26 protein-coding genes and 1 tRNA gene are annotated in these 25,528 nt (G+C 65.5%); 11 read left to right on the top strand and 16 right to left on the bottom strand.

Features of this window, described 5'->3' with window-relative positions; translation table 11 throughout:
- A partial coding sequence (locus ACIBJI_RS28375; protein ID WP_397086647.1) for a transposase occupies nt 1-360 on the top strand: 360 nt, incomplete at its 5' end.
- 667 nt (nt 361-1,027) lie between these two features.
- Here ACIBJI_RS28375 and ACIBJI_RS28370 read toward each other — a convergent pair.
- Both ACIBJI_RS28370 and ACIBJI_RS28365 read right to left on the bottom strand, forming a co-directional pair.
- Entirely contained in the window at nt 1,028-2,083 is a 1,056-nt protein-coding gene (locus tag ACIBJI_RS28370; RefSeq protein ID WP_397086645.1) for a hypothetical protein, read from the bottom strand.
- 40 nt (nt 2,084-2,123) lie between these two features.
- Nucleotides 2,124-2,834 carry a YoaK family protein gene (locus tag ACIBJI_RS28365; protein ID WP_364350794.1) on the bottom strand — a complete coding sequence of 237 codons (711 nt, stop codon included), beginning with the start codon at nt 2,832-2,834 and terminating at the stop codon, nt 2,124-2,126.
- 169 nt (nt 2,835-3,003) lie between these two features.
- Between ACIBJI_RS28365 and ACIBJI_RS28360 the strand changes: the two genes are divergently transcribed.
- A complete protein-coding gene (locus ACIBJI_RS28360; protein ID WP_397086643.1) occupies nt 3,004-3,945 on the top strand; it encodes an acyl-CoA dehydrogenase family protein in 942 nt (313 codons plus the stop codon).
- 108 nt (nt 3,946-4,053) lie between these two features.
- Here ACIBJI_RS28360 and ACIBJI_RS28355 read toward each other — a convergent pair whose 3' ends face one another.
- Nucleotides 4,054-4,380, bottom strand: coding sequence for a hypothetical protein (locus ACIBJI_RS28355; RefSeq protein ID WP_397086641.1), 327 nt, complete (start codon nt 4,378-4,380; stop codon nt 4,054-4,056).
- A 280-nt stretch (nt 4,381-4,660) separates the two neighbouring features.
- Between ACIBJI_RS28355 and ACIBJI_RS28350 the strand changes: the two genes are divergently transcribed.
- Together ACIBJI_RS28350 and ACIBJI_RS28345 are read left to right on the top strand one after the other, a co-directional pair.
- Nucleotides 4,661-5,665 carry an ATP-binding cassette domain-containing protein gene (locus ACIBJI_RS28350; protein ID WP_364350803.1) on the top strand — a complete coding sequence of 335 codons (1,005 nt, stop codon included), beginning with the start codon at nt 4,661-4,663 and terminating at the stop codon, nt 5,663-5,665.
- A gap of 32 nt (nt 5,666-5,697) precedes the next feature.
- Complete coding sequence (locus ACIBJI_RS28345) at nt 5,698-6,516, top strand: ABC transporter permease (RefSeq protein WP_364351121.1); 819 nt, start codon at nt 5,698-5,700, stop codon at nt 6,514-6,516.
- 21 nt (nt 6,517-6,537) lie between these two features.
- Here ACIBJI_RS28345 and ACIBJI_RS28340 read toward each other — a convergent pair whose 3' ends face one another.
- Nucleotides 6,538-6,750, bottom strand: coding sequence for a hypothetical protein (locus ACIBJI_RS28340; protein ID WP_063044151.1), 213 nt, complete (start codon nt 6,748-6,750; stop codon nt 6,538-6,540).
- Nucleotides 6,751-6,865: 115 nt separating this feature from the next.
- Here ACIBJI_RS28340 and ACIBJI_RS28335 point away from each other — a divergent pair, with 115 nt between their 5' ends.
- Complete coding sequence (locus tag ACIBJI_RS28335; RefSeq protein ID WP_364350808.1) at nt 6,866-7,393, top strand: peptidylprolyl isomerase; 528 nt, start codon at nt 6,866-6,868, stop codon at nt 7,391-7,393.
- 4 nt (nt 7,394-7,397) lie between these two features.
- Nucleotides 7,398-8,267, top strand: coding sequence for a rhomboid family intramembrane serine protease (locus ACIBJI_RS28330; RefSeq protein ID WP_397086639.1), 870 nt, complete (start codon nt 7,398-7,400; stop codon nt 8,265-8,267).
- Nucleotides 8,268-8,311: 44 nt separating this feature from the next.
- On the opposite strand, the gene ACIBJI_RS28325 is transcribed toward ACIBJI_RS28330, so the two are convergent.
- Nucleotides 8,312-8,713 carry a PH domain-containing protein gene (locus tag ACIBJI_RS28325; RefSeq protein WP_397086659.1) on the bottom strand — a complete coding sequence of 134 codons (402 nt, stop codon included), beginning with the start codon at nt 8,711-8,713 and terminating at the stop codon, nt 8,312-8,314.
- Nucleotides 8,714-8,862: 149 nt separating this feature from the next.
- On the bottom strand, nt 8,863-9,126 hold the full coding sequence (gene crgA / locus ACIBJI_RS28320; protein ID WP_364350815.1) for a cell division protein CrgA: 264 nt from the start codon (nt 9,124-9,126) through the stop codon (nt 8,863-8,865).
- Nucleotides 9,127-9,330: 204 nt separating this feature from the next.
- Here crgA and ACIBJI_RS28315 point away from each other — a divergent pair, with 204 nt between their 5' ends.
- Both ACIBJI_RS28315 and ACIBJI_RS28310 read left to right on the top strand, forming a co-directional pair.
- On the top strand, nt 9,331-9,975 hold the full coding sequence (locus ACIBJI_RS28315; protein WP_364350818.1) for an aminodeoxychorismate/anthranilate synthase component II: 645 nt from the start codon (nt 9,331-9,333) through the stop codon (nt 9,973-9,975).
- On the top strand, nt 9,972-11,090 hold the full coding sequence (locus ACIBJI_RS28310; RefSeq protein ID WP_397086637.1) for a dihydrofolate reductase family protein: 1,119 nt from the start codon (nt 9,972-9,974) through the stop codon (nt 11,088-11,090). Before ACIBJI_RS28315 ends, ACIBJI_RS28310 begins: the two co-directional genes overlap by 4 nt.
- Before the next feature lie 4 nt (nt 11,091-11,094).
- Here ACIBJI_RS28310 and ACIBJI_RS28305 read toward each other — a convergent pair whose 3' ends face one another.
- The 8 genes from ACIBJI_RS28305 to ACIBJI_RS28270 all read right to left on the bottom strand — a co-directional run bounded on the left by ACIBJI_RS28305 (nt 11,095) and on the right by ACIBJI_RS28270 (nt 21,585).
- Nucleotides 11,095-11,514, bottom strand: a complete 420-nt coding sequence (locus ACIBJI_RS28305) for a CBS domain-containing protein (RefSeq protein WP_364350824.1) — start codon at nt 11,512-11,514, stop codon at nt 11,095-11,097.
- A gap of 112 nt (nt 11,515-11,626) precedes the next feature.
- Nucleotides 11,627-13,531 carry a Stk1 family PASTA domain-containing Ser/Thr kinase gene (gene pknB / locus ACIBJI_RS28300; protein WP_364350827.1) on the bottom strand — a complete coding sequence of 635 codons (1,905 nt, stop codon included), beginning with the start codon at nt 13,529-13,531 and terminating at the stop codon, nt 11,627-11,629.
- Entirely contained in the window at nt 13,528-15,045 is a 1,518-nt protein-coding gene (locus ACIBJI_RS28295) for a protein kinase (protein ID WP_364350831.1), read from the bottom strand. The genes pknB and ACIBJI_RS28295 overlap by 4 nt, the downstream gene beginning before the upstream one ends.
- A 37-nt stretch (nt 15,046-15,082) precedes the next feature.
- Nucleotides 15,083-16,549 carry a penicillin-binding protein 2 gene (locus tag ACIBJI_RS28290; protein ID WP_364350834.1) on the bottom strand — a complete coding sequence of 489 codons (1,467 nt, stop codon included), beginning with the start codon at nt 16,547-16,549 and terminating at the stop codon, nt 15,083-15,085.
- Nucleotides 16,546-18,021, bottom strand: coding sequence for an FtsW/RodA/SpoVE family cell cycle protein (locus tag ACIBJI_RS28285; RefSeq protein WP_364350837.1), 1,476 nt, complete (start codon nt 18,019-18,021; stop codon nt 16,546-16,548). The genes ACIBJI_RS28290 and ACIBJI_RS28285 overlap by 4 nt, the downstream gene beginning before the upstream one ends.
- Complete coding sequence (locus tag ACIBJI_RS28280) at nt 18,021-19,505, bottom strand: protein phosphatase 2C domain-containing protein (protein ID WP_364350840.1); 1,485 nt, start codon at nt 19,503-19,505, stop codon at nt 18,021-18,023. The genes ACIBJI_RS28285 and ACIBJI_RS28280 overlap by 1 nt, the downstream gene beginning before the upstream one ends.
- On the bottom strand, nt 19,502-19,969 hold the full coding sequence (locus ACIBJI_RS28275) for an FHA domain-containing protein (RefSeq protein ID WP_014980860.1): 468 nt from the start codon (nt 19,967-19,969) through the stop codon (nt 19,502-19,504). Before ACIBJI_RS28275 ends, ACIBJI_RS28280 begins: the two co-directional genes overlap by 4 nt.
- 200 nt (nt 19,970-20,169) lie before the next feature.
- Nucleotides 20,170-21,585, bottom strand: coding sequence for a DUF3662 and FHA domain-containing protein (locus ACIBJI_RS28270; RefSeq protein WP_364350843.1), 1,416 nt, complete (start codon nt 21,583-21,585; stop codon nt 20,170-20,172).
- A gap of 224 nt (nt 21,586-21,809) precedes the next feature.
- Between ACIBJI_RS28270 and ACIBJI_RS28265 the strand changes: the two genes are divergently transcribed.
- The 3 genes from ACIBJI_RS28265 to ACIBJI_RS28255 all read left to right on the top strand — a co-directional run bounded on the left by ACIBJI_RS28265 (nt 21,810) and on the right by ACIBJI_RS28255 (nt 24,022).
- Nucleotides 21,810-21,892: transfer RNA gene (locus ACIBJI_RS28265), tRNA-Leu, on the top strand.
- Between the two features lie 236 nt (nt 21,893-22,128).
- A complete protein-coding gene (locus ACIBJI_RS28260; protein WP_364350846.1) occupies nt 22,129-22,674 on the top strand; it encodes a DUF2231 domain-containing protein in 546 nt (181 codons plus the stop codon).
- Between the two features lie 451 nt (nt 22,675-23,125).
- Nucleotides 23,126-24,022: a DMT family transporter gene (locus tag ACIBJI_RS28255; protein WP_397086632.1), complete on the top strand. Its 897-nt coding sequence runs from the start codon at nt 23,126-23,128 to the stop codon at nt 24,020-24,022.
- A gap of 132 nt (nt 24,023-24,154) precedes the next feature.
- On the opposite strand, the gene ACIBJI_RS28250 is transcribed toward ACIBJI_RS28255, so the two are convergent.
- Nucleotides 24,155-24,631, bottom strand: a complete 477-nt coding sequence (locus ACIBJI_RS28250; protein ID WP_364350852.1) for a hypothetical protein — start codon at nt 24,629-24,631, stop codon at nt 24,155-24,157.
- A 42-nt stretch (nt 24,632-24,673) separates the two neighbouring features.
- Nucleotides 24,674-25,525, bottom strand: a complete 852-nt coding sequence (locus ACIBJI_RS28245; protein WP_364350855.1) for a polysaccharide deacetylase family protein — start codon at nt 25,523-25,525, stop codon at nt 24,674-24,676.
- Nucleotides 25,526-25,528 lie beyond the last annotated feature (3 nt).

Genomic DNA, 25,528 nt, shown 5'->3' with positions numbered 1-25,528 from the left:
GCGGTGCTGGATGCGGTCTGGGTACCGCGGCTCGGTGGTGGGCGGCCGCGTGTGCGCCCAGACCGAGTGTTGGCGGACAAGGCCTATTCCTCCCGCGCCAACCGCGCTTACCTGGCTCGACGCGGAATCCGGGCCACTATCCCGGTGCCGGGAGACCAGGTCGGTCACCGGCTCCGGCGCGGCGCGCGAGGTGGTCGGCCGCATGCGTTCGATGCCGAGATCTACCGTGACCGCAACGCGGTCGAGCGTGGCATCAACCAACTCAAGCAAAACCGCGCGCTGGCAACCAGATACGACAAACTCGCCGTCCGCTTCCTGGCTACCGTCCACATCGCCGCCATCGACCTGTGGCTACGGTGACCCGACTTTCGAAACACGACCTAGCTGGCTCGTCGAGGTTGTCGGGCTCGGTCCAGGGGGTGGCTGGGTCCACGGTGTCGCAAATCGTTCCGGCTTCGGTATCGACCGCGGTGGTGGACGAGAGGTGGACGGGGAGGGTGGTGAGGCCGCGGATCAGGAGGCTCTTTCGCCATGTCAGCTCGGTGGCCGGTATGTCCAGCGACGTGGCTGGGATGCGAGCCAGTAGGCGGGTGCGGGCGATTGTTGCTTCCATGCGGGCTGGGGCGGCGCCGATGTAGTAGTGGATGCCGTGGCCGAATGCGATGTTTCGGGTGTCGTTGCGGGTCGGGTCGAAGGTGGTCAGGTCGTCCAGCAGGGTGTCGGCGATCTGCTCGATTCGAGGTCCGGGCGCGGCTCGCGAAAGCCTTCGCGACGAGGCTGCGCAGGCGGATGTGCTGCGGCGGGTCGGCGAAAAGCATGTTGTCGTCGAAGGCGCCGTTGTACTAGCCGTCGGCGCCGTGTTCGGCCATAACGACCCGCCCCTGCTGCGATCCGATCTTCTTGCTGATGGTCGGCTCGACGAAGGCCTGCTTGGCCACGTCGTGATCGACGATCATCCAGCCGAGCACCCCGTCCAAGCGGACGCGATGGTGGGCAGCCGGATATCAGGACCGAGTCCCCGCCCCATTCACAGGGCGACCGAGGCCTGCTTCAACTGGGTGAGCATTGTTTCATCGGGCCAGAAGCGGGCTTCGAATCGGATGGGTGACATGCCGGGAATCGGTGCGAGGCCGGTTATTTCGAGGGCCGCGGTGAGTGGCACGGTGCAAACGGGAACGGCGTTGTTGTCGGCATCGGTGCTGGCGAACATGATGTAGTCGGCGGCAGGGAGTAGGTAGTCGACGCCTTTGCCCCAGATGGTGTAGGTGTAGGGGCGAGTGTCGGTGCCTGCCAGCTTTACCTCGCCGACGATGGCCATCTGCAAGCCGCAGTGGGTGAATTCGAGGTCGCGTTCGAGTGCTTCGTTGAGCCAGTCGGCCTGCGCGGCGTATTCCTCGATGGCCAGGCGGTATCCGGCGCGGACGGCGGTTCGGTGTTGTTCGTGTCGGCCGGCGCGGTCGAAGGGGACAACGGCGTTGTCCTCGTCGAGGGTGTAACCCTGGGGCGAAAGGCGGTGGCGTGCATCGACGTACTGTTGCTCGACCTGACGGTAGATGCGGGCGAGTAGATGTGGGATATCGGGGACCACGATCAGAGTATCGATATCGGGCATGAAGACGACCGGGCGACGGCCGGCGTAGCGCTGGCTGAAACTCGCCAACCAACCCGGAGCGAGTGGCCAGGAGGTGAGATACGCGTCGCCGTCGCGATCGGTGCGGGTGAGGATGGCATTGCCGCGCGGATTATGCGGCTGCGCAATTGCTTCCAGATTTTCGCGGGCCGCCGCGAAGACCTCGTCGGTGGAGACCGGCCACATCGCCAGGGTCGAGTAGTTGATGACCGATCGCGTATTCGGCAGGTCGATCGCGACCAATTCGTCGACGAATGGGAAGGCCGGGCGGCTGACGAACCGGGTGTCGATCTCGTCGGCCTCGGGCCGGCGGTGCAGCAGATTGTCGAGCGCGGCTTGCTTGTAGGTTGTCGGACGCAGAATCGGCCGAAGTAGTGGCCGGACTTCGGCCCAGGTGCGGTGTTGTGCAAGTGCCGCAAGGTGATCCGGCTTCGGATGATCGAAACTCCCCACCGGACAACCGTATCCGTCGCCTCGACGGCGCGCACATGGGTCAGCTCGTCGTGGGCGGGCCGTGGCGGTCCAGGTGCAGGTAGGTGTAGCCGGTAGTGATCAGGCACACCACGGTGGCGGTGATGAGCATGGCCCAGCCCGCGATGAGCAGGCTCAGTAATCCGCCGAAGAGCGCGCCCGCGCCGAAGGCGGCATACAGCAGGAAGTAGCCGAGCCAGTCGGCGTAATCGCCGCCGCTGATATGGCGTTCGATGCCCTGGCCCATCTTGACGAGGGTGCCGGTGACGTAACTGAGGGGGATCGAGACCTCGCCGTTCTTGACGAATGAGGTGTTGAGCGCGCCGACGCCGAAGGCTACGAACAGGATTGGGATGAGGTCGATATTGGTGGCGTTCGTCGCCCAGTAGAGGATACCGTCCAGCAGGGATGCCACGGCGAGACTGAGTGTGGTGAGCAGGGTCGGGCCGTGCGGATGACCGGACCAGTAGTGCCTGCGGCACCAGGAAGCCACCACGACGCCGGCGAGGAACGAGAGCATGAGCAGGGCCGCTGCGACGGCGATATCGGGTTCGTCGTGGAAGTAGCCGAGCACGGCGCGCTCGGTATTGCCGGTCATGAACGTGACGAAGTAGCCCTCGGTATGCATGAATGCCGCGGCTCCGATGAGACCGGCCAGTGCGGCGAGCACCCATGACAGCCGTGCCTCGGCGTCGTAGAGCGCCCTTCGGCGCGCGAGATCGGGTTTCGTCACTGGTCAGGCTCCTCAGGGAATGACGAGTCAGTGATACCTGGTGATCCTGAGATTCTCCTGTCGCATCGCCGACGTTCCGGATAAGGATCGCGAGGTGTCGCTGGCTTGCTGGCGCGAGCAGGGCCTTGCTGGCGCGAGCAGGGCGATGATTGTCGGTTAGCGTGCACGAGTGAACTCTGTGTTCGACTATTTGCTGACCGAGGCGCTCGATTCGACACCGCTCGAATCGATCACCGATGCGTGGACGCGGCACCGGGCGGCCACCGAGCGGTTCGATACCACGATCGATATCGCGATCGCCGGTGGTTTCGGTGCGGACCGACTGGGTTTCGCATTCCTGTCCGGATATCAGCAGGCGCTGCGGGCGTTGCTGCCCGAACTCCCGGCCGATGAGCTGGTCGCGGTCTCCGCGACCGAGGCGGGCGGCGCGCATCCGTCGGCGATCACGACCCAGGTGACCGAGACCGACGGCGGCTGGCGGGTCAACGGCACCAAGACATTCACCACATTGGGGATACTCGCGCGGCGACTGTTGGTGATCGCCAGTGCGGGCACGGCGGCGGGCGGGCGCAATCTGCTGCGCGCCGTGCTCGTCGATGCGACGCAGCCCGGCGTCAATGTGACGAATCTGCCCGGCGTACCGTTCGCACCCGAAATCCCGCACGCCTCGGTCACATTCACCGATGCCGCGGCCGAACCGCTGCCTGGCGACGGCTACTCGGACTACCTCAAACCGTTCCGCACCATCGAAGACGTCCATGTGCTCGCGGCCACCCTCGGCTGGCTGGTGCGGGTCGGGCGCGAGTCCGGCTGGCCGCGGGCGACGCTGCAGCGGTTACTCGCGGCGGTGGCGTTCGTGCGCGGCCTCGAGATGGATCGGCCGACCTCGCCCGGCGGTCATATCGCATTGGGCGGCGCGTACGAGTATTTCGAGCAGGTGCTGACGGAACTGGAGCCGCTGTGGGCTGAGGCCGATCCGGTCGTTCGCGAGCGGTGGGAGCGGGATCGTCGGTTGCTGGCGACCGCCGGAAAGGTACGGGCGCAACGATTGACGGCGGCCTGGCTATCGGTGGGCACGGCGGACGAACCGGCGGTGCCGACAGATAGCTGAGTGGGGCTGAGCTGCCCCGGAAATGGGGAGCGGGCCTCGGCGAAGGGGGGGAGTTAGCCGAGGCCCGCGTAAGGTCGGCCCGGGGGGGAGGGGCCGACGTGAACGATCCTACGCGATGATCCGGGTTTGTGTGTGCGTGGGGATCACCACTTTCCAAGATTTTTCGGGACGGCTCACCTGCGACAGCTGCGGACGCCGCCTGGATAGCCGGACCGGTCGGTTGACGGCCCGCTCGTCGATTCGATGACTGCTATCAAAAATGTTGGCGCGCAGTGTTTTACGGCCGGGATGGGAGCTCACTACGCGGTCGAGGTAAATGTGAAAACCATGCCGACCGGTTGCTGCGCGTCCGTAATCGCTGTGCGGGTTGAGCGGTTGCACGGCAGATTCGGTCGGATTTGTCGCGTGTCGTTCGGGCGCGGGCATGTCGGCCACGCGGATCCCGAGTAGCGGCCAGGTCCGAATCGGGTAGTGCGCTACGCGCGATCGGACCGGTACCCGGCGGGAAGATCGAATCGGTCGCATCCCGAACCGGCACCCCCGAGCACCGCCCGGAAAGGGATGCGACCGTTTTGGTGTTCGGTCGCAACTCGGGCCCGTTCGATCGTTGAAAAGCCCAGGTGGACGAAAAATCACCGGAAATTGTCGGTGCCCAGGGCAATACTGACTCGAGTAATGAGCCACCTCGCCCGAGCGAGCGAACCTCAGGAGAAGCATGCCCGACGCAATCGTCGCCGAGGGTCTGGTCAAGCGATACGGCCAGTTGGTCGCCCTCGATGGACTCGACCTGGCGGTGCCCGAGGGTACCGTCACCGCATTGCTCGGACCCAACGGTGCGGGCAAGACCACCACGGTCCGGGTGTTCACCACCCTGCTCATTCCGGATGCCGGCCGCGCGACCGTCGCGGGTATCGACGTGCTGCGCAATCCACAGGCCCTGCGCTCGCGCATCGGCGCGTCCGGGCAATATGCCGCCGTCGACGAATATCTCACCGGATTCGAGAACCTGGAGATGGTCGGTCGGCTCTATCACATGGGCGTGCAGCGCAGTAAGGAGCGCGCGCGGGAATTGCTGGAGCGCTTCCGACTCAGTGATGCCGCCGACCGGCCGGTCAAGGGCTATTCGGGCGGTATGCGCCGACGGCTCGACCTGGCCGGTGCACTGGTGGCCAATCCACCGGTGCTCTTCCTGGACGAGCCGACCACCGGACTCGACCCACGTGCGCGCCTCGACCTCTGGGATGTCATCGAGGAACTGGTGGCCGGCGGCACCACGCTCTTGCTCACCACGCAGTACATGGAGGAGGCCGATCGGCTGGCCGATGCCATCGCGGTGATCGACCACGGCAAGGTGATCGCCCGCGGCACCGCGGATGAACTCAAAACGCTGGTCGGCGGCGATCGCATCGAACTCACCGTCGACCATGCCGACAATCTCGCGACCGCCCAGCAGGCGCTCGAGGGTTTGGCGGACGGGGAGATCCATCTCGAACCCGGACTGCGCCGGATCACCGTTCCGGTCAGTGACGGATCGCAGGCGCTCGTCGATGCCATCGGCCGGCTGACCACACACAATGTGCAGATCCACGATGTCGGTTTGCGTCGTCCGTCACTGGACGACGTCTTCCTCACGCTCACCGGTCACGAGGCCGAGGAGTTGATCAACGGTAACGGCGATAAGCCTGCGGATCGGCTCGAAGTAACGGAAGGACGCAAGTGATGACCGCGGCCAGCGTGGACACCAGAATTCGCATGCCACTCGGCGAACGCCTCGTCATCGTCTGCACCGACAGTGTGACCATCGCGAAGCGCAATGTCATCAAGATCAAGCGTGTACCCGACGTGCTGATCTTCTCGACGCTGTCGCCGATCATGTTCGTGCTGCTGTTCGCCTATATCTTCGGCTCGGCGATCGAGGTGCCCGGCATGTCGGGCGGCTACCGGGAGTTCCTTATCGCGGGCATCTTCGCGCAGTCGGTGGTCTTCGGCGCGACGTTCACCGGATTGGGCCTGGCCGAGGATATGCAGAAGGGCATTATCGACCGGTTCCGCTCGCTCCCGATGGCGCCGTCGGCCGTGCTGGTCGGGCGCACCATCAGCGATGTGGTGATCAATGTGGTCAGCCTGGTGGTGATGTCGGTGACCGGTTATGTCGTCGGCTGGCGGATTCGCGGATCCTTGCTCGACGCGGTGCTGGCCTATGTGCTGTTGCTGCTGTTCGCGTACGCGATCTCCTGGATCATGGCCGTGGTCGGCCTGCTGGTTCGCGCGCCCGAGGTGTTCAACAACGCCAGCTTCATGGTGATCTTCCCGCTGACGTTCCTGGCCAATACCTTCGTGCCGCTAGAGAATCTGCCGACGGCGCTGCGGGTATTCGCCGAGTGGAATCCGGTCTCAGCGGTCACCCAGGCGACCCGCGATCTGTTCGGCAATACCAGTCCGATGGCGCCGAAGTCGGACGCCTGGTCCATGCAGCATCCGGTGGCGACCACGCTGGCGTGGGTGGTGATCATCCTCGCGCTGTTCATCCCGCTCGCGCTGCGGCAGTACAAGCGCACCGTCAGCCGCTGACCGGGTGCGAGCTCTCGGTCGTCAGCGACCGTTGTCCGCGCCGGCACCTGCCAATGGGTTCGGCGCGGAGCCATTGCGGGAGTAACCGATTCGCGGCGGCGCCGGCGCCGGTTCCGGCGGTTGGGGGCGCTTGCTGCGAACCAACCAGGCCACGCCACCGGCCAGCGCGACGACGACCGCGGCGATCAGTCGGTTACGAGAACGTGCGGAGGTGAGTAGGCGCCCCAAGGTCATTCGACAACTGTGGCACATGACGGCGCATCGCGCAGTAGGGCCAGAATCATGTGATCCCTGCGTGCCTAGGGACCGGTGTGGCGAACATCGATGTCTCGCTGACTAGCATGACGGGGTGACCTCACCGAATCAGACCGCCGTGGCCACGTTGCACACCAACCACGGCGACATCAAGATCTCGCTCTTCGGTAACCACGCCCCGAAGACGGTGCGGAACTTCGTCGGCCTGGCCGATGGATCGGCACCGTACACGACGGAGAACGCCAGCGGCGGCACCTCCGGCCCGTTCTACGACGGCGTGAGTTTCCACCGGGTGATCGACGGGTTCATGATTCAAGGTGGTGACCCAACCGGCACCGGACGCGGTGGACCCGGCTACGAATTCGGCGACGAATTCCATCCGGAGCTGCGCTTCGATCGCGGCTACCTGCTGGCGATGGCGAATGCGGGACCGGGCACCAATGGTTCGCAGTTCTTCGTCACCGTCGGCGCGCAGCCGCATCTGAACCGCAAGCACACCATCTTCGGGGAGGTCGTCGACCCCGATTCGCGCAAGGTCGTGGATGCCATCGCGACCACGCCGACCGATCGCAACGACCGTCCCAAGGAAGCCGTCACCATCTCCAAGATCACTATCGAATAATCCGATGAATGCTCAACCGTCCGCACCGACGTGCGTCCGCCACCCCAATCGTCCTACGGGCCTGGCCTGCACTCGGTGCGGGCGACCGGCCTGTCCGGAATGTCTGCGACCCGCGGCAGTCGGACAGCACTGTGTCGACTGCGTCCGTCAGGCGCAGCGTGAGGTCCGGCCGGTGCGCACCGTCGCCGGTGCGCAGACCGAGCGGACCCCGATTCCGTACGTCACCTATGTGCTGATCGCGCTGAACACGATCGTCTTCGCGGTCACCGCGGGTCAATCGAAGAGTCTGGTGGAGAACACCGGGCATTCCGCGCTCTACATCGACTGGGTGCTGTATCCACCCGCGGTGGCGCACGGCCAGTACGTGCGGCTGATCGGCTCCGGCTTCCTGCACTACGGTCCGATCCACCTGCTGCTCAATATGTTCGCGCTGTATGTGGTCGGCCGCAGTATCGAGCCGGTGCTCGGACGGGCGCGCTATCTGGTGGTCTACCTGGTGGCACTGCTCGGCGGTTCGGCCGCGGTGATGGTTTTCGCCAGGGACAGCCTCACCGCGGGCGCATCGTGTGCGGTCTACGGACTGTTCGGCGCGATCACGGTGGTCCTGATCCGGGTGCGGCAGAATCCGAATCAGATGTTGATCCTCATCGGCATCAATGTCTTCATCAGCTTCTCGCTGCCCGGTATCTCGTTGGCCGGACACCTCGGCGGACTCGCCGCGGGCACTCTTGCCGCACTCGGCATTCTGTTCCTGCCGGAGTGGCTGCGCGCGAAAACACAAGAGAACGCACGACTGATCGGTTGGGCCGCAGTCGCCGCCGTTGCCGTGGCGGCACTCGCCGTCATCGTGGCCGCGGCGATATCGCTGCGGTAAATGCTTCACGTGAAACGTTGCTGCCGCGCACGTTCGGCGCGCGGCTATTGCGCCAATCCGTGTGCGACGAGGATTTCGAAGACCTCGTCCGGACTGGTGCCGAGGTCCCAGCGGCCGAAGATCAGCAGGCGTTCATCGCCGTGGTGCTCGACGTCGATTTCGAGCATGGGATTTTTGCGGCCGAGGCGGCGATAGCCGACGACCCGGGCCCGCATGATCTGATCGCGAGTGTATTCGGTCGGTCCGGTGAGAGTGCGAACCACCAGCCGTGGCTGTGGATCGGCGGTAATGCTCAGGCGCGGGCGCTGTCGGAATCCGAGTCCGGCCAAGGCCAGCAGGCCGACCGCCGCCAATCCGATCAGCAGTCGACTCGGCCCGTCCTTCGCGAGGATGGCGGCACCGGCCAGCACCACGCCGCCGATGGTGACCGCGATGAGCCCGGCCATCGGTGTGGTCCAGCGTGGTTCGGGGAGCGGATCAGGCGAATCGGATTCGGGATCCACGTGTCACTTTCCCCAATCGTTCCTCGAGTTGTCCACATGGTTATCCACAGGTGTGCATGAATGACACGTCTGTAATCCCGGCGTTATGCGGATCAACGCCACCGCATCGTCATGATCAGGCCGATAACCATGAGACCGAAGCCGATCAGGAAGTTCCACGCCCCGAGATCCGCCATCCAGGTAATGCGGTCATTGGCGAGGTAGTAGACGAGCAGCCAGACCAGCCCGGCCAGCATGAAGCCGAGCATGATCACGACGTACCAGACCGGGGACGGTCCCGCCTTCACCTTGACCGGTGTGCGGCTGGCGGGATTGATCGTGTAGTCGGTCTTCTTACGGACCTTCGACTTGGGCATGTCGTCCTCGTGTTCGGCGTTCGGGTCGGATACCGGCGGGGAGATTCGGTTGAATTATGGCCGAGCTCGCGCACCACAGAACCCGATCCGGCGGGGGCCGAGACGGTCCGGGTGAGGGCTCAGGTCCCCTCCGGTCTGCCTCTAGGCTATCCCAACTGGTAATGCGCGCGACGGTCCGCCGGGTCGCCACGTAATCTCGTCAGCATGCGTGTACTGGTCGTCGACAACTACGACAGCTTCGTGTTCAACCTGGTGCAGTACCTCGGCCAGTTGGGTGCCGAGGCCGTGGTCTGGCGCAATGACGACCCGCAGTTGGCCGATCTGGATGCGGTTGTCACCGAATACGACGGCATTCTGATCAGCCCCGGTCCGGGCACCCCGGATCGGGCGGGCGCGAGCATCGATCTGGTGCACGCCTGCGCGCGGCACGGCATTCCGCTGCTCGGGGTATGCCTCGGCCATCAGGCCATCGGAGAGGCGTTCGGCGCCACCGTGACTCGCGCACCGGAGCTGCTGCACGGCAAGACCAGCTCGGTCTTCCACCTCGGCGTGGGTGTGCTGGGCGGTCTGCCCGATCCGTTCACCGCGACTCGATACCACTCGCTCACCGTTCTCGAGAACACCCTGCCCGCCGATATCGAGGTGATCGGCCGGACCGAATCCGAGATCGTGATGGCCATGCGGCACCGCACGCTGCCGATTCACGGCGTGCAGTTCCATCCCGAATCGGTGCTGACCCAGGGCGGGCATCGGATGTTGGCGAACTGGCTGGAGGTATGCGGCGAGCGTCCGTCCGAGGGGCTGGTGGAGATGCTGGAGGCGGAGGTCGCGGCACTGGTGACTCAGTGACGCGACGGCCCTATGTGCTGCTGTCCGTCGCGGTCAGTGTCGACGGATACATCGACGATGCGACCCCGGAGCGGCTGAAGCTGTCCAATGACGCGGATTTCGATCGGGTAGATCAGGTACGGGCGGAGTCCGATGCGATCCTGATCGGCGCCGAGACGCTGCGGCGCGATAATCCGCGATTGCTGGTCAACAGTGCCGACCGGCGGGCCGCGCGCGTCGCGGCCGGAAGACCGGAGTATCCGTTGAAGATTGCCGTGAGCGCACGCGGTGATCTGGATCCGGAGCTGCGTTTCTGGCACCACGGCGGTGACAAACTCGTCTACACCACAGATGCCGGTGCGTCGAAGCTCGATGATCGGTTGGCGGGTCTGGCGGAGGTGGTCCGGCTCGGTGTCGATATCGACCTCGGTGCGTTGCTCGACGATCTCGGCCGCCGCGGCATCGCCCGGCTGATGGTAGAGGGCGGCACCCGCATCCTCACGCGGTTTCTCGCAGCGGATCTGGCCGACGAATTGCAGATGGCGGTCGCGCCGATCGTCGTCGGACATGCCGCGGCGCCGCGCTTTCTCGGCCCCGCGAGCTACCCGGCCCGCCGAATGCACCTGGCTGATGTCACTCGGATCGGCGATGTCGCATTGCTGCGCTACCTGCCGCGCGAGTCCGAGGAGCAGACCGATATCCAATTCATGCGCCGGGCAATCGAACTGGCACGGCTGTGCCCGCCCAGCTCGACCGCGTTCTCCGTCGGCGCGGTAATCGTGGCCGACGGCGTCGAGATCTCGACCGGCTACTCGCGCGAGACCGACGAGAAGGTCCATGCCGAGGAGGCCGCGCTCGACAAGCTCGACGCGGACGATCCCCGGTTGGCGCGGGCGACGATTTACAGCACCCTGGAACCGTGTTCGCAGCGCGCCACCGCGACCCGGCTGCCGTGCACCGACCGGATTCTGCGGGCCGGGATTGCACGCGTCGTCATCGCCTGGCGGGAACCGACGACCTTCGTAACCAATTGTGTCGGGGTGGAGCAGTTGCGCCAGCACGGCGTCGAGGTGGTCGAATTGACGGAGCTGGCCCAGGAGGCGATGTCGATGAATCGCCACCTGAATCTTTCCTGATCGGTCAGGGCCTGCCGTAGACCGCGGTGACGAATTCGCTGAGCTGGTTGTCGTCGAGGTGGCGTGCCAGGTCGGCCTCGCTGATCATCCCGACCAGCCGCTTGGCATCGATCACCGGCATCCGCTTGATCCGGTGACTTTCCATCGCATCGAGCACCTCTTCGACATCCGCATCGGCGGCGATCCACCGCGGCGTCGCGTCGCAGAGGTCTTCGGCACGCGTAGTGGCCGGGGATCGCCCCTGGGCAATGCATTTGACCACAATGTCGCGGTCGGTGATGATCCCGCACATCCGCTCGTTGTGGTCGGCGATGACCAGCGCGCCGACGCCGAGTTCGGCCATCACCCGCGAAGCCTTCCCGACGGTATCGTCCTTGGAAATCCACTGGGCCCCGGGTTTCATGATGTCCCTGGCAGTGGTCATGGGGCTGTCTCCTGTTCCACGGTGGGTTGGGATGAGCAGCCCCATTCTCGCGCCGATCGGACCGTGCGGTCCGCCGCTCCGCGTATTCAGACCCCTGACCTGGGCTCCGCTATTACGGCGGACCGAGGACGTAAGTGGTGATCGATACCGTTCCGTTCTTCCCGATCGCCGACCCGGCCGCAGGCTGTTGGCTGACGACCCGACCGACGCTGTTCGTATCGAAGGTGCCCTGGGTGGATTGGCTGATCTGTGCCGATGTGCCGGTCCAGCCTGCCTGCCGCAGCTTGTCCACCGCCTGCGCCGTGGTGAGGCCGATCAGGCTCGGCATGACGATGTCGCCGCTGGAAACCTGCACGGTGACTGTGGACCCCTTGTCCGCGGTGCTGCCACCCGACGGGGTGGTCGCGATGACCTCGCCCTTGGGCTTCGAGGACGGCACATCCTGGATGGTGATCTTGAATCCGGAGCTGTCCACCAGATTCGGCTGCGCGACGCTGATGTCCTGACCGACCACATTCGGCACCCGGATCTGCTCCGGTCCGGAGCCGAGGATCACGACGATGGCCCGGTCGACATCGACGCGCGAACCCGCCGACGGATCGGTGCCGATCACCTTGTCCGTCTCCTGCGCACTCGAAGGCTTGCGCTGCACATTCGGATCCATCCGCAACCCGCTCGCGTTCAGCTGTTGCTCGGCCTGCTCCTGCGTCATGCCGTCGAGGCGAGGAATCTGCACCTGCGCCGGTCCGGCAGAGACCTGCACGGTGATCGTGCTGCCCTTGTCGACCCGGGAACCGCCGAGCGGCTGGGTGGAGATGACATTGCCGGTGGCGACCTTGTTATCCGGCTTCTGCTGGATGGCCACCGTGAAGCCGAGCTTCTGCAGCGAATCCTGGGCCTGTTGCGCGGATTTGTTCGAAAGGTCGGGTATGGCGACCTGATCCGGGCGCGCGCCCGGCCCGATCAATACCCAGAACAGGGCGAACGCCACGATTACCGCCGCGGCGGCGCCGAGCGCGATATAGAGATTGCGTCGCGGACTCGCCGGTTCCGCGGGTTCCTGCTCAGCGGTGTCGTCATTGCGTTCGACGGTGCGGAAGCTGCGCGGCGCCGGTTCGTTCGAGCCGAGGATGGTGGTGCGGTCCTCGTCGGTCATCACCATCGGCGCGCTCGGCTTCTGGCCGCCGAGCACCCGGATCAGATCGGCACGCATCTCGGCGGCCGACTGGTACCGGTTGGCCGGATTCTTGCTCATCGCCTTGAGCACCACGGAATCCAATTCGCGCGGCACCCCGGTGTGTACATGCGACGGCAGCCGCGGATCCTCCCGGACGTGCTGGTAGGCGACGGCGATCGGCGAGTCACCGGTGAAAGGCGGCTCGCCGGTGAGGATTTCGAACAGCACACAGCCGACGGAATACACATCCGAGCGGGCGTCGACGGTCTCACCGCGCGCCTGCTCGGGCGAAAGATATTGCGCGGTACCGATAACGGCCGCGGTCTGGGTCATCGGGTTGGAGCTGTCGGCGAGTGCGCGCGCGATGCCGAAGTCCATCACCTTCACCGCACCGGCCCGGTTGATCATGATGTTGGCGGGCTTCATATCGCGATGCACGATTCCGGCCTTATGGCTGAAATCCAGTGCGGCGCAGACGTCGGCGACGACCTCCATGGCCCGGCGCGGTGGTATCGGACCCTTACCGCGCACGATGTCACGCAGCGTCTCACCGTCGACGTACTCCATCACGATGTACGGCAGCGGTCCGCCGTCCACCTCCGCCTCACCGGTGTCGTAGACCGCGACGATGGCCGGATGGTTCAGTGCGGCGGCGTTCTGCGCCTCGCGCTTGAAGCGCAGATAGAACGTCGGGTCGCGGGCCAGATCGGCACGCAACACCTTGATCGCGACATCTCGGCTGAGCCGTAGATCCCGCGCCTTGTGGACTTCGGACATGCCGCCGAACCCGATGATCTCACCCAGCTCGTAGCGGGAGGAGAGATTCTTCGGGGTCGTCATGGTTGTCCTTGCGGAGTAGCAGCGCCTGGAGTGGCCGAGGGTCCTCGGGCACCGGGACTATCCGGAAATGGTAAATCGAGCGTAGGGAACCACGAGCTTCTTGTGGTGGTCGACGGACTCGTTGTCTTCGACGACTTCGTCGTGGTCGGCGTTGTGGTGGTCGGTGTTGTGGTCGGCGGCTGCGTCGTCGTCGTGGGTTCCGCGGTCGGCGGCGGTGGCGGAGCCGGTCTGGTCGTGGTGATGACGGTCGTCGGCGGCTCGGTTGTCGTGGTCGGCGGTGTGGTGACCGGTGGTGGCGGCGCGACTTTCGACGTGCTGGTGGCAGGGCGCACGGTATCCGGATTGGTATCGCCGCCGAACAGCAGCCACAGCACCAGACCGACGAGCAGCACCGCGCCGACCGCGACGGCAGCGCCGACCTTCTGGCCGGTGGTGAACCTCGAGGTCTCCGGATCGGGCCCGGGATTGGTGCGCGTGGCGCCGGAGCTCATCACAGTCCTGGGCGCGGGCGTTTGTCTGGTCGAAGCAGCGCCCCCTACCCCCATCGGGGTGGCCGGGGTGTTGTACCGGACCGTCGGGCCATCGTGGTCATGCGACGGCAGAATCACGGTCGGACCTGGCGGCAGCACCCGGGTCGCACCGGTCGCCGTCGGTGCGCCGGTGGCGATCGGCGGTGGTGGGCGGCGTCCGGCGCGCACGGCGGCAACGGCATCGGCGAATTCGCCGCCGCTGGCATAGCGCAGGGCCGGATCCTTGCCCATGGTGATCTCGATCAGCTCGCGCACATTGGGCGGCAGATCCGACGGCATCGGCGGCGGGGCCTCGCGCACATGTTTCATCGCGACGGTGATCGCACCATCACCGGTGAACGGCCGCTGCCCGGCCAGCGCCTCGTAGCCGACCACGCCGAGTGCGTACACATCACTGGCCGAGGTCGCGTCCTCGCCGACCGCCTGCTCGGGCGCGATGTACTGGGCGGTGCCCATCACCATGCCGGTCTTGGTCACCGGGGAGGCGTCGACCGCCTTGGCGATGCCGAAGTCGGTGATCTTCACCTGACCGGTCGGCGTGACGAGGATATTGCCCGGCTTAACGTCACGGTGCACGACGCCCGCGGCGTGCGCCACCTCGAGTGCGCGACCGGTCTGCTCCAGCATGTCCAGACCCTGGACCACCGAAAGTCGGCCCAGCCGGTTCAGCACCGTATTGAGCGGTTCGCCCTGCACCAATTCCATGACCAGATAGGCGGTTTCCCCGCCGCTGGGATCCATGGTTTCGCCGTAGTCGTAGATTCCGGCGATACCCGGGTGATTCAGCTGGGCCGTGGTCTTGGCCTCACTGCGGAACCGATGCCGGAAGGTCGGGTCGGCGGAGAACTCGGATTTGAGCACCTTCACCGCAACCCGGCGGTCCAGCCGGGTGTCGAGTGCCTCCCATACCTGACCCATACCGCCCGTGGCGATCAGGCGTTGCAGCCGATATCGGTCGGCGATCATCGCGCCGTTGTTCAGCATCCCGGCCCCCGTACATCCACTCGCACGTTCATATCCCTCAGCGCCCTCGCAAACCGGCGTCTAACACCGCGCGGGCAATCGGCGCGGCCACCGAGCCACCGGTCGCGGCCAACGCCCGGTCGCCGCCGTTCTCCACGATCACCGCGATGGCGATCTTGGGGTTCTGGGCGGGCGCGAAGGCGATGTACCAGGCGTGTGGTGGCGTATTGCGCGGATTGCTTCCGTGTTCGGCGGTTCCGGTCTTAGAGGCGATTTGGTACCGGGTCTGGCCGTGTCCGACGGTGTTGTCCTCCGACGCGATCATCAGGTTGGTCAGCGTCGACGCTACCTGGGCGCTGACAGCTTGGCCGACCGAGACCGGTTTATTTTTCGAGAGCTCGCTCAGATCGGGTCCCTGCAGTTGGTCGACCAGGTACGGCTCCATGCGGACGCCGCCGTTCGCGATGGTCGCGGCGATGACCGCATTGTCCAGTGGGGTGAGTGCGACATCGCGCTGGCCGATGCTGCTCTGGGCCAGCGCGGCATTGTCCGGAATCGTACCGACGGTGCTCTCCGCGACCGGAATCGGGATGCCGCGGTGCGCGCCGATGCCGAATGCGGCGGCCTCGTCCTTGAGGTTGGAGGAGCCGACCTTGAGTCCGAGTTCGACGAATGCGGTATTGCAGGATCTGCGGAACGCCTCGGTGAGCGTCGCGGTGGGCCCGCTGCCGCATGTGGTGCCGTTGTAGTTCTCCAGCGTCGTGGTTGTCCCCGGCAATGTGATGTTCGGCGCGGCGGTGAACTGGTCGTCCGGGTTTGCGGTGCCGTTGGCCAACGCGGCGGCGGTGAGGACCACCTTGAAGGTGGAGCCCGGCGGATAGGTCTGCGACACAGCACGATTCAACATGGGTTGGCGCTGGTCCGCACTCAGCTCTTCCCAAGACTTGGTGCCCTGGGCGCCATCGTGCCCGGACAACAGGTTCGGGTCGTAGCTGGGGGTGGACACCATGGTGAGAATCTTGCCGGTACTCGGCTCGATCGCCACCACCGAACCGGTGTAGCCCTTGGCGGTCAACTGTTCGTAGGCGGTCTGCTGCATCACCGGGTCCAACGTGGTGAGCACATTGCCGCCGCGCGGATCACGACCGGAGATCATATCGATCAGGCGGCGTCCGAACAGCGCATTGTCCGAACCGTTCAGCACCGTATCCTCGGCGCGCTCCAGACCCGTGCTGCCGTACTGCATCGAGTAGAAGCCGGTGGCCGGTGCGTACGCTTCCGGGTCGGTGGGGTAGGTGCGCAGGTACTTGTAACGGTCGTCGGTGGCGACCGAACTGGCCAGTACCGTACCGCCCGCGGAGATCTGCCCGCGCTGGCGGGCGTATTCGTCGAGCAGCACGCGTGAGTTGCGTGGATCGGTGCGGTAGTCGTCGGCCTTGATCACCTGCACATAGGTGGCATTGAGCAGCAGCGCGACGATCATGAGCATCACCGCGACCGCGACCCGTCGTAGCGGCGTGTTCATTCCTGCGGCCTCGCTTCCGGTTTGCGCAGAAGCTCGGTGGTCGCATCCGCGATCGGGGCCACCGGATCCTTCTTGCGCACCGGCGCCGGGGCACGTGCCGCGTCGGAAACCTTGATCAACAGTGCCAGTAGGGCGTAGTTGGCCAGCAGCGACGAACCGCCGTAGGACATGAACGGCGTGGTGAGACCGGTCAGCGGAATCAGTTTGGTGACACCGCCGACCACCACGAACAGCTGGATGGCGATGGTGAACGACAACCCGGCGGCCAGCAGTTTGCCGAAGCTGTCACGCACGGCCAGTGCGGTCCGCAGACCGCGCACCACGAACACCAGGAACAGCAGCAGCACCGCGGCAAGTCCGAACAGGCCGAGTTCCTCGCCGATGGTGGTGATGATGAAGTCGGTCTTGGCGAAGGGCACCTGCGATGGCCGTCCGCTGCCCAGGCCGGTGCCCGCCAATCCGCCGGTGGCCAGGCCGAACAGCGACTGCGAGATCTGGTAGCCGGTGTTGTTGTAATCCGCGAACGGGTGCAACCAGGTCTGGGTGCGCACGCGCACATGACTGAAGGCCTGGTAGGCGAAGAAGAATCCGATGCACAGCAGTGCGCCGCCGATGACGAGCCAGCCGACCCGTTCGGTCGCGATATAGAGCATCACCAGCACCGTGCTGAAGATCAACAGTGAAGTGCCGAGGTCCTTTTCGAAGACCAGCACGCCGATGCAGACGATCCAGACCACCAGAATCGGGCCGAGGTCGCGGGCGCGCGGGAACTCCATGCCGAGGAAATGCCGACCGGCCGCGGTGAACAGATCGCGCTTGGCGACCAGCACCGAGGCGAAGAAGATGATCAGCAGGATCTTCGCGAATTCACCCGGCTGCACGCTCAATCCGGGCAGTCTGATCCAGATCTTGGAGCCGTTGGTCTCCGAATACGCCCCGGGCAGCAATGCCGGAATCGCCAGCGCGACAAGGCCTACCAGGCCCAGGGTATAGCTGTATTTGGCCAGCGTGCGGTAATCGTTCAGCACGACCAGGATCGCGATGAAGATGATCATCCCCAGACCGGTCCACAGGATCTGTTGATTGGCGTCGGGGGAGGGGATGGGCCAGGAATTGTAGGCGGCGGTCTGCGCATCGGCGAGATCGAGCCGATGGATCAGCACCAAGCCGAGTCCGTTGAGCAGCGCGGCGATCGGTAAGAGCAGCGGATCGGCGAACGGTGCGAAGCGCCGCACCGCGAGATGCGCCACCGCGAAGAGGGCCAGATAGGCGAGACCGTACTTGGCGATATCCCAGGTGACCGATTGTTCCTGACTCGCCTCGACAAGGAACAGCGAAACAGTGACGATGCCCGTCGCACCGGCGAGCAAGATGAGTTCGGCATTGCGCTTCGTCGACGGCGGCGGCGCTGGCGCGAATCCGCCGGGGGGACTGGGAAAGGCCCCAGCGGACGGTGGTGCCGGAGCGGACATCAGTCCGTCACCCGGCAAGGCTCCCCCGCCGTCTGGGGGTTCGGCGACGCCGTCGCCGTCGGGGTCTTGGCGTCGGGGCTCTTGGTCTCGGCCGGCTGCGGTTCGGGCGCGGGCGCCCGGTTCTCGGTGGTCGGCGCGACCGTGGTCGGCGCGGATGCACCGGGCTGCGTCGGCGGTTCGCTGGGCGGCACGACGCCGGGCTGCGGCACCGGCTCCTTGGACGGGCAGGCACGCAGCAGTTCGTTGCGCGCCAGCATCTGCATCTGCTTGCGCGCCTCGTCCAGCGAACCCGGCGGCAGTCCCTTGTCGACCTGGTCGTGTCCGGTCTGCTTGAGATCGGAAACCTTGAGCACCTTGCATTTCGCCGGCAGACTCTCGCCCGGCTGCAGCAGGGTGAGGGAGCCGGTCGGGTCGACACAGGCGATCGTTTCGACCTCGTGGATCGAGTAACCCAGCACCGAACCCGGCAGACCACGCATGATGACGACCTGGTCGTTATCCGCGCCGACGTAGTAGTTGCTGCGAATCATGTTGTAGCCGACCAGCAGTCCGATTGCCGCGGCCAGCACCAGGGCGGCGGCGAGCAGAATCCAGCGCAGCTTATGCGATTTGCCCTGCGGCGGCGTCTGCGGTGTGGCGGCGGCCCTGCGCGGTTCGGCCCGCGGTGGACGCATCGCGGCGGCCCGCCCGGCGGCGGTATTGGGCGGTGGGGTGTCCTCGTCCTGACCTGATGCCGCGCCCGCGACGATCGGATGGCTCTGCCCGTAGTCCAGATCTATGACATCGGCGACGACCACGGTGACGTTGTCCGGACCGCCGCTGCGCAAGGCGAGTTCGATGAGCCGGTCGGCACATTCGTCGGTGCTGCCCTCGCGCATGGTGTTGGCGATGGTCTCATCGCTGACCACATCGGACAGACCGTCGGAGCACAGCAGATAGCGATCACCGGCGCGGGCTTCGCGCATGATCAGCGTCGGCTCGATCTCGTTGCCGGTCAGGGCGCGCATGATCAGCGAACGTTGCGGATGGGTGTGCGCCTGCTCGGGGGTGATCCGGCCCTCGTCGACCAGCGACTGGACGAAGGTGTCGTCGCGGGTGATCTGGGCCAGCTCGCCGCCGCGCAGCAGATACGCGCGCGAGTCGCCGATGTGGACCAGGCCGAGTTTTTTGCCCGCGAACAGGATTGCGGTGAGCGTGGTGCCCATGCCGTCCAGTTCGGGCTCTTCCTCGACGTGATCGGCAATGGCGGCATTGCCCTCGTGGACGGCGGTATTGAGCTTGCCGAGCAGATCGTCGCCTGGTTCGTCGTCGTCGAGGTGGGCGAGCGCGGCGATCATCAACTGCGACGCCACCTCGCCGGCGGCGTGGCCGCCCATACCGTCGGCTAGTGCGAGCAGCCGTGCGCCCGCATAGACGGAGTCCTCGTTGTTGCCTCGGACAAGACCGCGGTCGCTACGCGCTGCGTAGCGGAGAACAAGTGTCACGATCGCAGCTCGATCACTGTTTTGCCGACACGGACGGGGGTGCCGAGTGGAACTCGGACTGCGGTGGTGACTTTCGCGCGGTCGAGGTAGGTGCCGTTCGTCGAGCCGAGGTCTTCGACGTACCAGTCGTCACCGCGCGGCGAGAGCCGCGCATGTCTGGTCGAGGCGTAATCATCGGTGAGTACCAGCGTTGAGTCGTCCGCACGTCCGATCAGCACCGGTTGGGTGCCGAGCGAGATGCGAGTGCCGGCGAGTGAACCTTGAGTCACCACAAGAAATTTGGCGCCCTTCTGGCCTCGGCTGAAAGACGGCAGCACCGCGGAACCGCGTGCGGCCCTGGGCTGGATCCGGATGCCGGATGCCGCGTAGATGTCGCTGCGCAGGGTGCGCAATACCGCCCACACGAATAACCACAGCAGCAGCAGGAACCCCGCACGGGTCAATTGCAGGATCAGTCCCTGCACGGCGCTCCACCTCCTGTTCGACCGTGTATCGGTGCCCGTAGGTGCGAGTTCGCCCCCACCGGCTTGCTGGTTTCGCGAGCCCCGGTCCTGGCGACGCGCGTGTGTTGGCAGCATCATAGGGCCGTGGGTCGAGTTCGATCACGATACGGCGGCAGAATCCCTGTACGCCATGTCGTGACCTGCACCGCGAGCTTACGGGATCAGACGATACGGATCAGGATCTCGGAGTGCCCGGCGCGGATAACATCGCCGTCGGCCAGCTGCCAGTCCTGAACCGGGGAGCCGTTGACGAGCGTGCCGTTGGTCGAACCCAGGTCCGAGAGCATCGCGGTCTGCCCGTCCCAGCGGACTTCGATGTGCCTGCGCGAAACTCCGGTATCCGGCAGCCGGAAGTGCGCGTCCTGACCGCGGCCGATGATGTTGCTGCCCTCGCGGAGCTGGTAGGTGCGGCCGCTGCCGTCGTCGAGCTGCAGCGTCGCGGAGTAGCCCGAACCGGCTTGTGCGCCACCGCCATACGCGGGCGCGGGGGCCTGGTAGCCGCCGCCCTGCGCGCCGTAGCCGGGCTGTTGCGAGTAGGCCTGACCATAGCCGCCCGGCTCCTCGGGCGCGGCGTAGCCCGGCTCGCCGTAACCCGGTTCCGCGTAGCCCTGTTCGCCGTAGCCGGCCTGCGCGTAGCCCTGCTGGCCGTAACCCGGCTGCTGACCGTAACCGCCCTGTTCGGCGTAGCCCTGTTCGCCGTAGCCGGCCTGTCCGTAGCCTTGCTGGCCATAACCCTGTTCGGCGTAGCCCTGTTCGCCGTAGCCGGCCTGTCCGTAGCCTTGCTGGCCATAGTCCTGTTCGGCGTAGCCACCCTGCTGCTGGCCGTAGCCGCCGCGCTCGCCGTAGCCCTGGCCGTACCCCGGCTCCTGATAGGCCTGCTGGCCGTAGCCCTGGCCACCCTGTTGGTAGTCGTAGCCGTTCTGGTAGTCGCCGTAACCCTGTTGCGCGTCCGGCGCCTGGTAATCGGAGCCACCGCCGTAGGGCGCCCCGCCCCGGCCGTAGTCTTCGCGGTACGCACCGTTCGGCGGCCCGGACCGGCCCGCAGGCGGCGGTGCGTACCCGCGGCTGCGTGGATCGGACTCCGCGGGCTCACGGCTTGGGTCGTAGCCTGAGTTCTGCGTCATGGGGCCAGCTCCTGGTTGCGGGTGTGCAGGTCGTTGTGGCGTGGGTTCGGGGCTGCGAGCCGGGGTGGCTCTGCGGCCGATGTCGGGATCGACCCGACCGCTCGCCCTGAACTGTCCGGTGTGCAGCGTAGGTGATGCCTCGAATGCCACGTGTACTTCGCCGTAGGTCTGCCAGCCTTGCTCGCGGATGTAGTCCTGAAGGTGTTTGGCGAATGCGCGGGTGGTGAGGTCGTGGTCGGCGGCGAGTTGTTGGTGATCAGAGGTGTTGATGGTGATCACATAACTGTTGGGCGCCAACAGATGTCCGCCACCCAGATCCTGGATACTGTCGGCGGCCTCCTGCTTGAGTGCCGCTTCCACCTCCTGGGGAACGACACTGCCCCCGAAGGCTCTGGCGAACACGTCACCGACGGCGCCTTGCAGGCGACGCTCGAATCGAGAAACGATGCCCATCTCGGCCTCCCTTCGGTGAGCGTCTGTGTTGATTCATAACAACGACACGCGGATATGGCGTGTCGCGTATCGACCACGTTCATTGCATGATATCCACGATCGTCCACACCTGTAACTCCTGGAAGCCAGCCGGGGTTCCCGTGCCGGTCCGGACCGGCACCCAGTGCCGTCAACAGGCGATTTCGTGTCTCGCTGACCCGCGTGATACTGTCTCTCAGTCGCTCGGGCGAGTGGCGGAATGGCAGACGCGCTGGCTTCAGGTGCCAGTGTCCTTCGGGACGTGGGGGTTCAAGTCCCCCTTCGCCCACAGATATGCGGAAAGCCGCGGATCAGAGAATTTCTCCGGTCTGCGGCTTTTGTCGTCTGCGGGGTTCTGTCTGCATTTCCCTTGTGCGGCAGTGGTTTTGACGTATCAGGCCCCATTCGGTTCCGGCGCGGCGGCCGATCCTGACCTCCCTGTCGGCGTGTTGGTCGAAACCGAGTGGGTATGCGCCCACTGTGGCCGAGTGGTCCCACTCGGCCGAGTCGCGCTAGGAGGTTGTCGTGACCAGTGACATGCAACATGCCAAGCGTCCGGTCAGCGCGATGCTGGCCGGTCCGTACGGACACCCGTTCCATCCGATCCTGGTCACCGTGCCGATCGGGGCATGGGTGGCGAGTCTGGTATTCGATATCGCTTCGCATGTGGCGGGTGACCCGCAGGCCCTCGCCCGTGGCTCGGCGTGGCTTCTCGCGGTCGGTGTGCTCGGTGCGCTGGTCGCGGCCGTGATCGGTCTGCTGGATCTGCTCGCGATCCCGACCGGCACTACGGCGTTTCGCACCGGCCTAGTCCACATGAGTCTGAATTTGATAGTGACGGTCACCTTCGCCATCGACTTCTGGTGGCGGCAGTCCGGTCGCGGACCGGATGGCGCCGTGCCGATCGGCCAGTTGGTGTTGTCGATCATTGCCCTCGCCGTCCTCGGCGTCTCGGGTTTTCTCGGTGGCAAGCTCGCCTACCACTACGGCGTCCGGGTGGCCGACGAAACGACTCAGGCCGCCGGCTACCGACACTCGGTCCCGTCCACCGGCGTCGACTCGCTCGAATAACTGATCCCACATAGGCAAATGCCGTAAGTTTGCCGGAATTCTTTCGGCTGACCGTTTCCGAATCCGGGGAGGCGCGTCGATGGTGTGCGTGGACGCCACGGTAGAGCCGAGATATCCACTGTCGAAGGCGCAATAGGGCTGGTAGCTGGCACAGCGGCGACATCCCGGCGTGCCGGTTACCGTCGCGAAGTATCTCGATCTGGTCGGCCCATCGAACTCGATTTGCTGGCGCGGCGGCCAACGCCGAACCAGCTATGCCCGTGGCCCGCTCCGACCACGGCGGAAAATCGAATGACAGCTCGTTCCGGCGATCCTTAGTATCGGTCGGGTGTACCGATGGTTCGTAATTACCCCGCCGCCGCGCTCCTGAGCGAGGTGTAGGACCGCGCGCCCCATCTGGTTGTGCACCTCGCTTCCGCGACCGCAATCCATTTCTGTCGCAGGAGCGCGAATGTCCACGCCGCTATCCGCGGTCAACCGATTCGGGTTGGTCTGTCTTCTCGGCGCCGGGCTGTCGGCGGGGACCGGCGGTTCAGTCGGCACCCTCCTGCACCGTGCGACCGGTCTTTCGCCGGTATCCGTCGCCGCCTGTCGGCTCGCCGTCGGCGGGCTTTTGCTGATCGCTCTCCTGACCGTGACACGGCGGCCGTTGCCACGAAATGCCTCGGCTTGGCGCAGGATCGGTGTGGTCGCGGTTCTTGTCGCGATCATTCAGGCGAGCTACTTCGGTGCGGTCGCGGCCTCGTCGGTGAGCCTTGCGACGCTGATCACCCTTGGTCTGTCCCCGGTGGTTGTCTCGCTGCTGGAACATCTGACCGGCAGGCGGGTTCTGGATCGTCGGCATGCGGCGACGATCGGAATCGCGGTGTTCGGTGTGATCCTGTTGCTCGGCGCGCCCGCCGATTACGCGGCGGTCGGTGCGATATTCGCCGGTGCGGCAATGGCATTGGTCTCCGCTTGCGCCTTCGCGACGGTCACCCTGATAAGTGCTCGTCCGGTGCCGGGCCTCGACGCGATGACCACAACGGGTTTCGCCGTCACCGGCGGCGCCGTGCTGCTGACGCCACTCGCCGCGATATCCGGACTCACCTTCGACCCGACTCCACACAGCGTCGGCCTGGTAATCGTGTTCGGCCTGATCTCGACCGCAATGGCATACACCCTGTATTTCCGCGGTCTCGCCGAAGTCGGTCCGGGCACAGCCGCAGTGCTCGCCCTCCTCGAACCCCTGAGCGGCGCGATATTGGCCGCCGCAATCCTCGGCGAACGGCTGACCCCAACCGGTCTGCTGGGGGCGGCCCTACTGACTGTGGCACTCGTCCAAACCAGCCTTCAGCCGGGGCGATGATCCGGAAAGTGACCGCCAGTGCCATCCCGGTCGCCTCGTCGACGACGGCGGATACCGATTCCGGCGCGGTATCTGTGCGGCAACCGAATTCAGGACGGCACCGAAGGCTTCGACCGGTGAGCACGGTCGTAGTCAGTGGTCGCGGGCCGGGGCGCTGAGCTCGACGGGGCTGTTGGCGAGGAGGGTGGCGAGTTGGTGCCAGCGGCGGTGGCGGTGACGGAACATCAGGTGGACGAAGATGCGGGCTGGGGCACCGCGCAGGCCGGACTCGATTTCGATTTCGTCGGTGTAGCGGCAGCTGGATTCGGTGATCGGCTCAAAGGTGAGGCGATGGTTCCAGGTGCGGATGGGGCCGCCCCATTCGTTGGTGTAGATCTCCCGGGCATCGAGTCGCACCAGACGCAGGTGATGGCGCCAGGAGGGGATGATGCCGAACCACCAGAGACGGGCGCAACCCTCGGAGCCCGGTTCGATGTGGTCCGGGATTTGCAGTTGTGGCACCGAAAGGATCGGTGCCACAACGTATGCGAACAACTCCGACGTGCGTGCCAGTGCGCACGCCACCTCGGCGCCGATCGGCAGCTCTGTAGTTAGGGTTACCTTACTCATATGTGAATAATGGTCCTAGGCGGCGTTGCTCGCAATAGCTGTTCACCCAACCGCAGCGCCGTAATGGTCGGCGATCTCGTCACTGGTGGTGAGCCATACGCCCGGGTGGTTCGCCACATAGTCCAAGGCCTGCTCCAGATATTTGATGCGGAAGGCCTGCCCGATGACGAACGGGTGCAGGGCAAGGGCCATGACGCGACCGGACTCCTCGTAGAGCCGGTCCAACTGGTCCTTGACGATCTGCACGAAATCCGCACCGCGCAAACCGGTTCCGAGGAACAGGCTGTTGTCATTGAGTTCGACCGAGTACGGAACGCTGAGCAGCCCGGGCACATTGAGCCGATACGGCTGATCGTCATTGGTCCAGTCCAGTACGTAATCGAGGCCGAGTTCGGCGAGCAGTTCCGGCGTATGGAAGGTCTCGGTGAGCGCGGGGCCCATCCAGCCGTGCGGGCGGCGGCCGGTCGCGCGCTCGATGGTTTCGACGATATCGGTGAGGTAGGCGCGCTCGTCGTCGATGGACATATCGGCCTGGAAGATCGAGTTGTTCTTGCCATGTGCCAACCAGGTCCAGTTCCGCTCCCGCCCGGCGGCGATGATCTGCGGATTATGGTGTGCGACATCGGAGTTGAGCAGGGCGCTGGCGCGGATGCCGTACTTGTCCAGCGCCTGCACGATCCGCCAGATGCCGACCCGGGGACCGTAATCGCGCCAGCCGTAGTTCAGCGGATCCGGGGTGAGGGTGGCCGTGCCGGGGAAGATGCTGGTCGAGGGCCGGTCCACCTGGTAGTGCTCGATATTGAGCCCGACGTAGAACGCGACCCGAGCATCGTTGGGCCAGCGAATCGGTGCGCGGTCGACGATCGGGCTGTAGTCGAAGAGTGTGTTGTCCATGCG

Origin of the sequence: Nocardia sp. NPDC050408 (assembly GCF_044458905.1) — a bacterium.
Classification (GTDB): domain Bacteria; phylum Actinomycetota; class Actinomycetes; order Mycobacteriales; family Mycobacteriaceae; genus Nocardia.
This window is presented reverse-complemented; position numbering and strand designations above follow the sequence as displayed.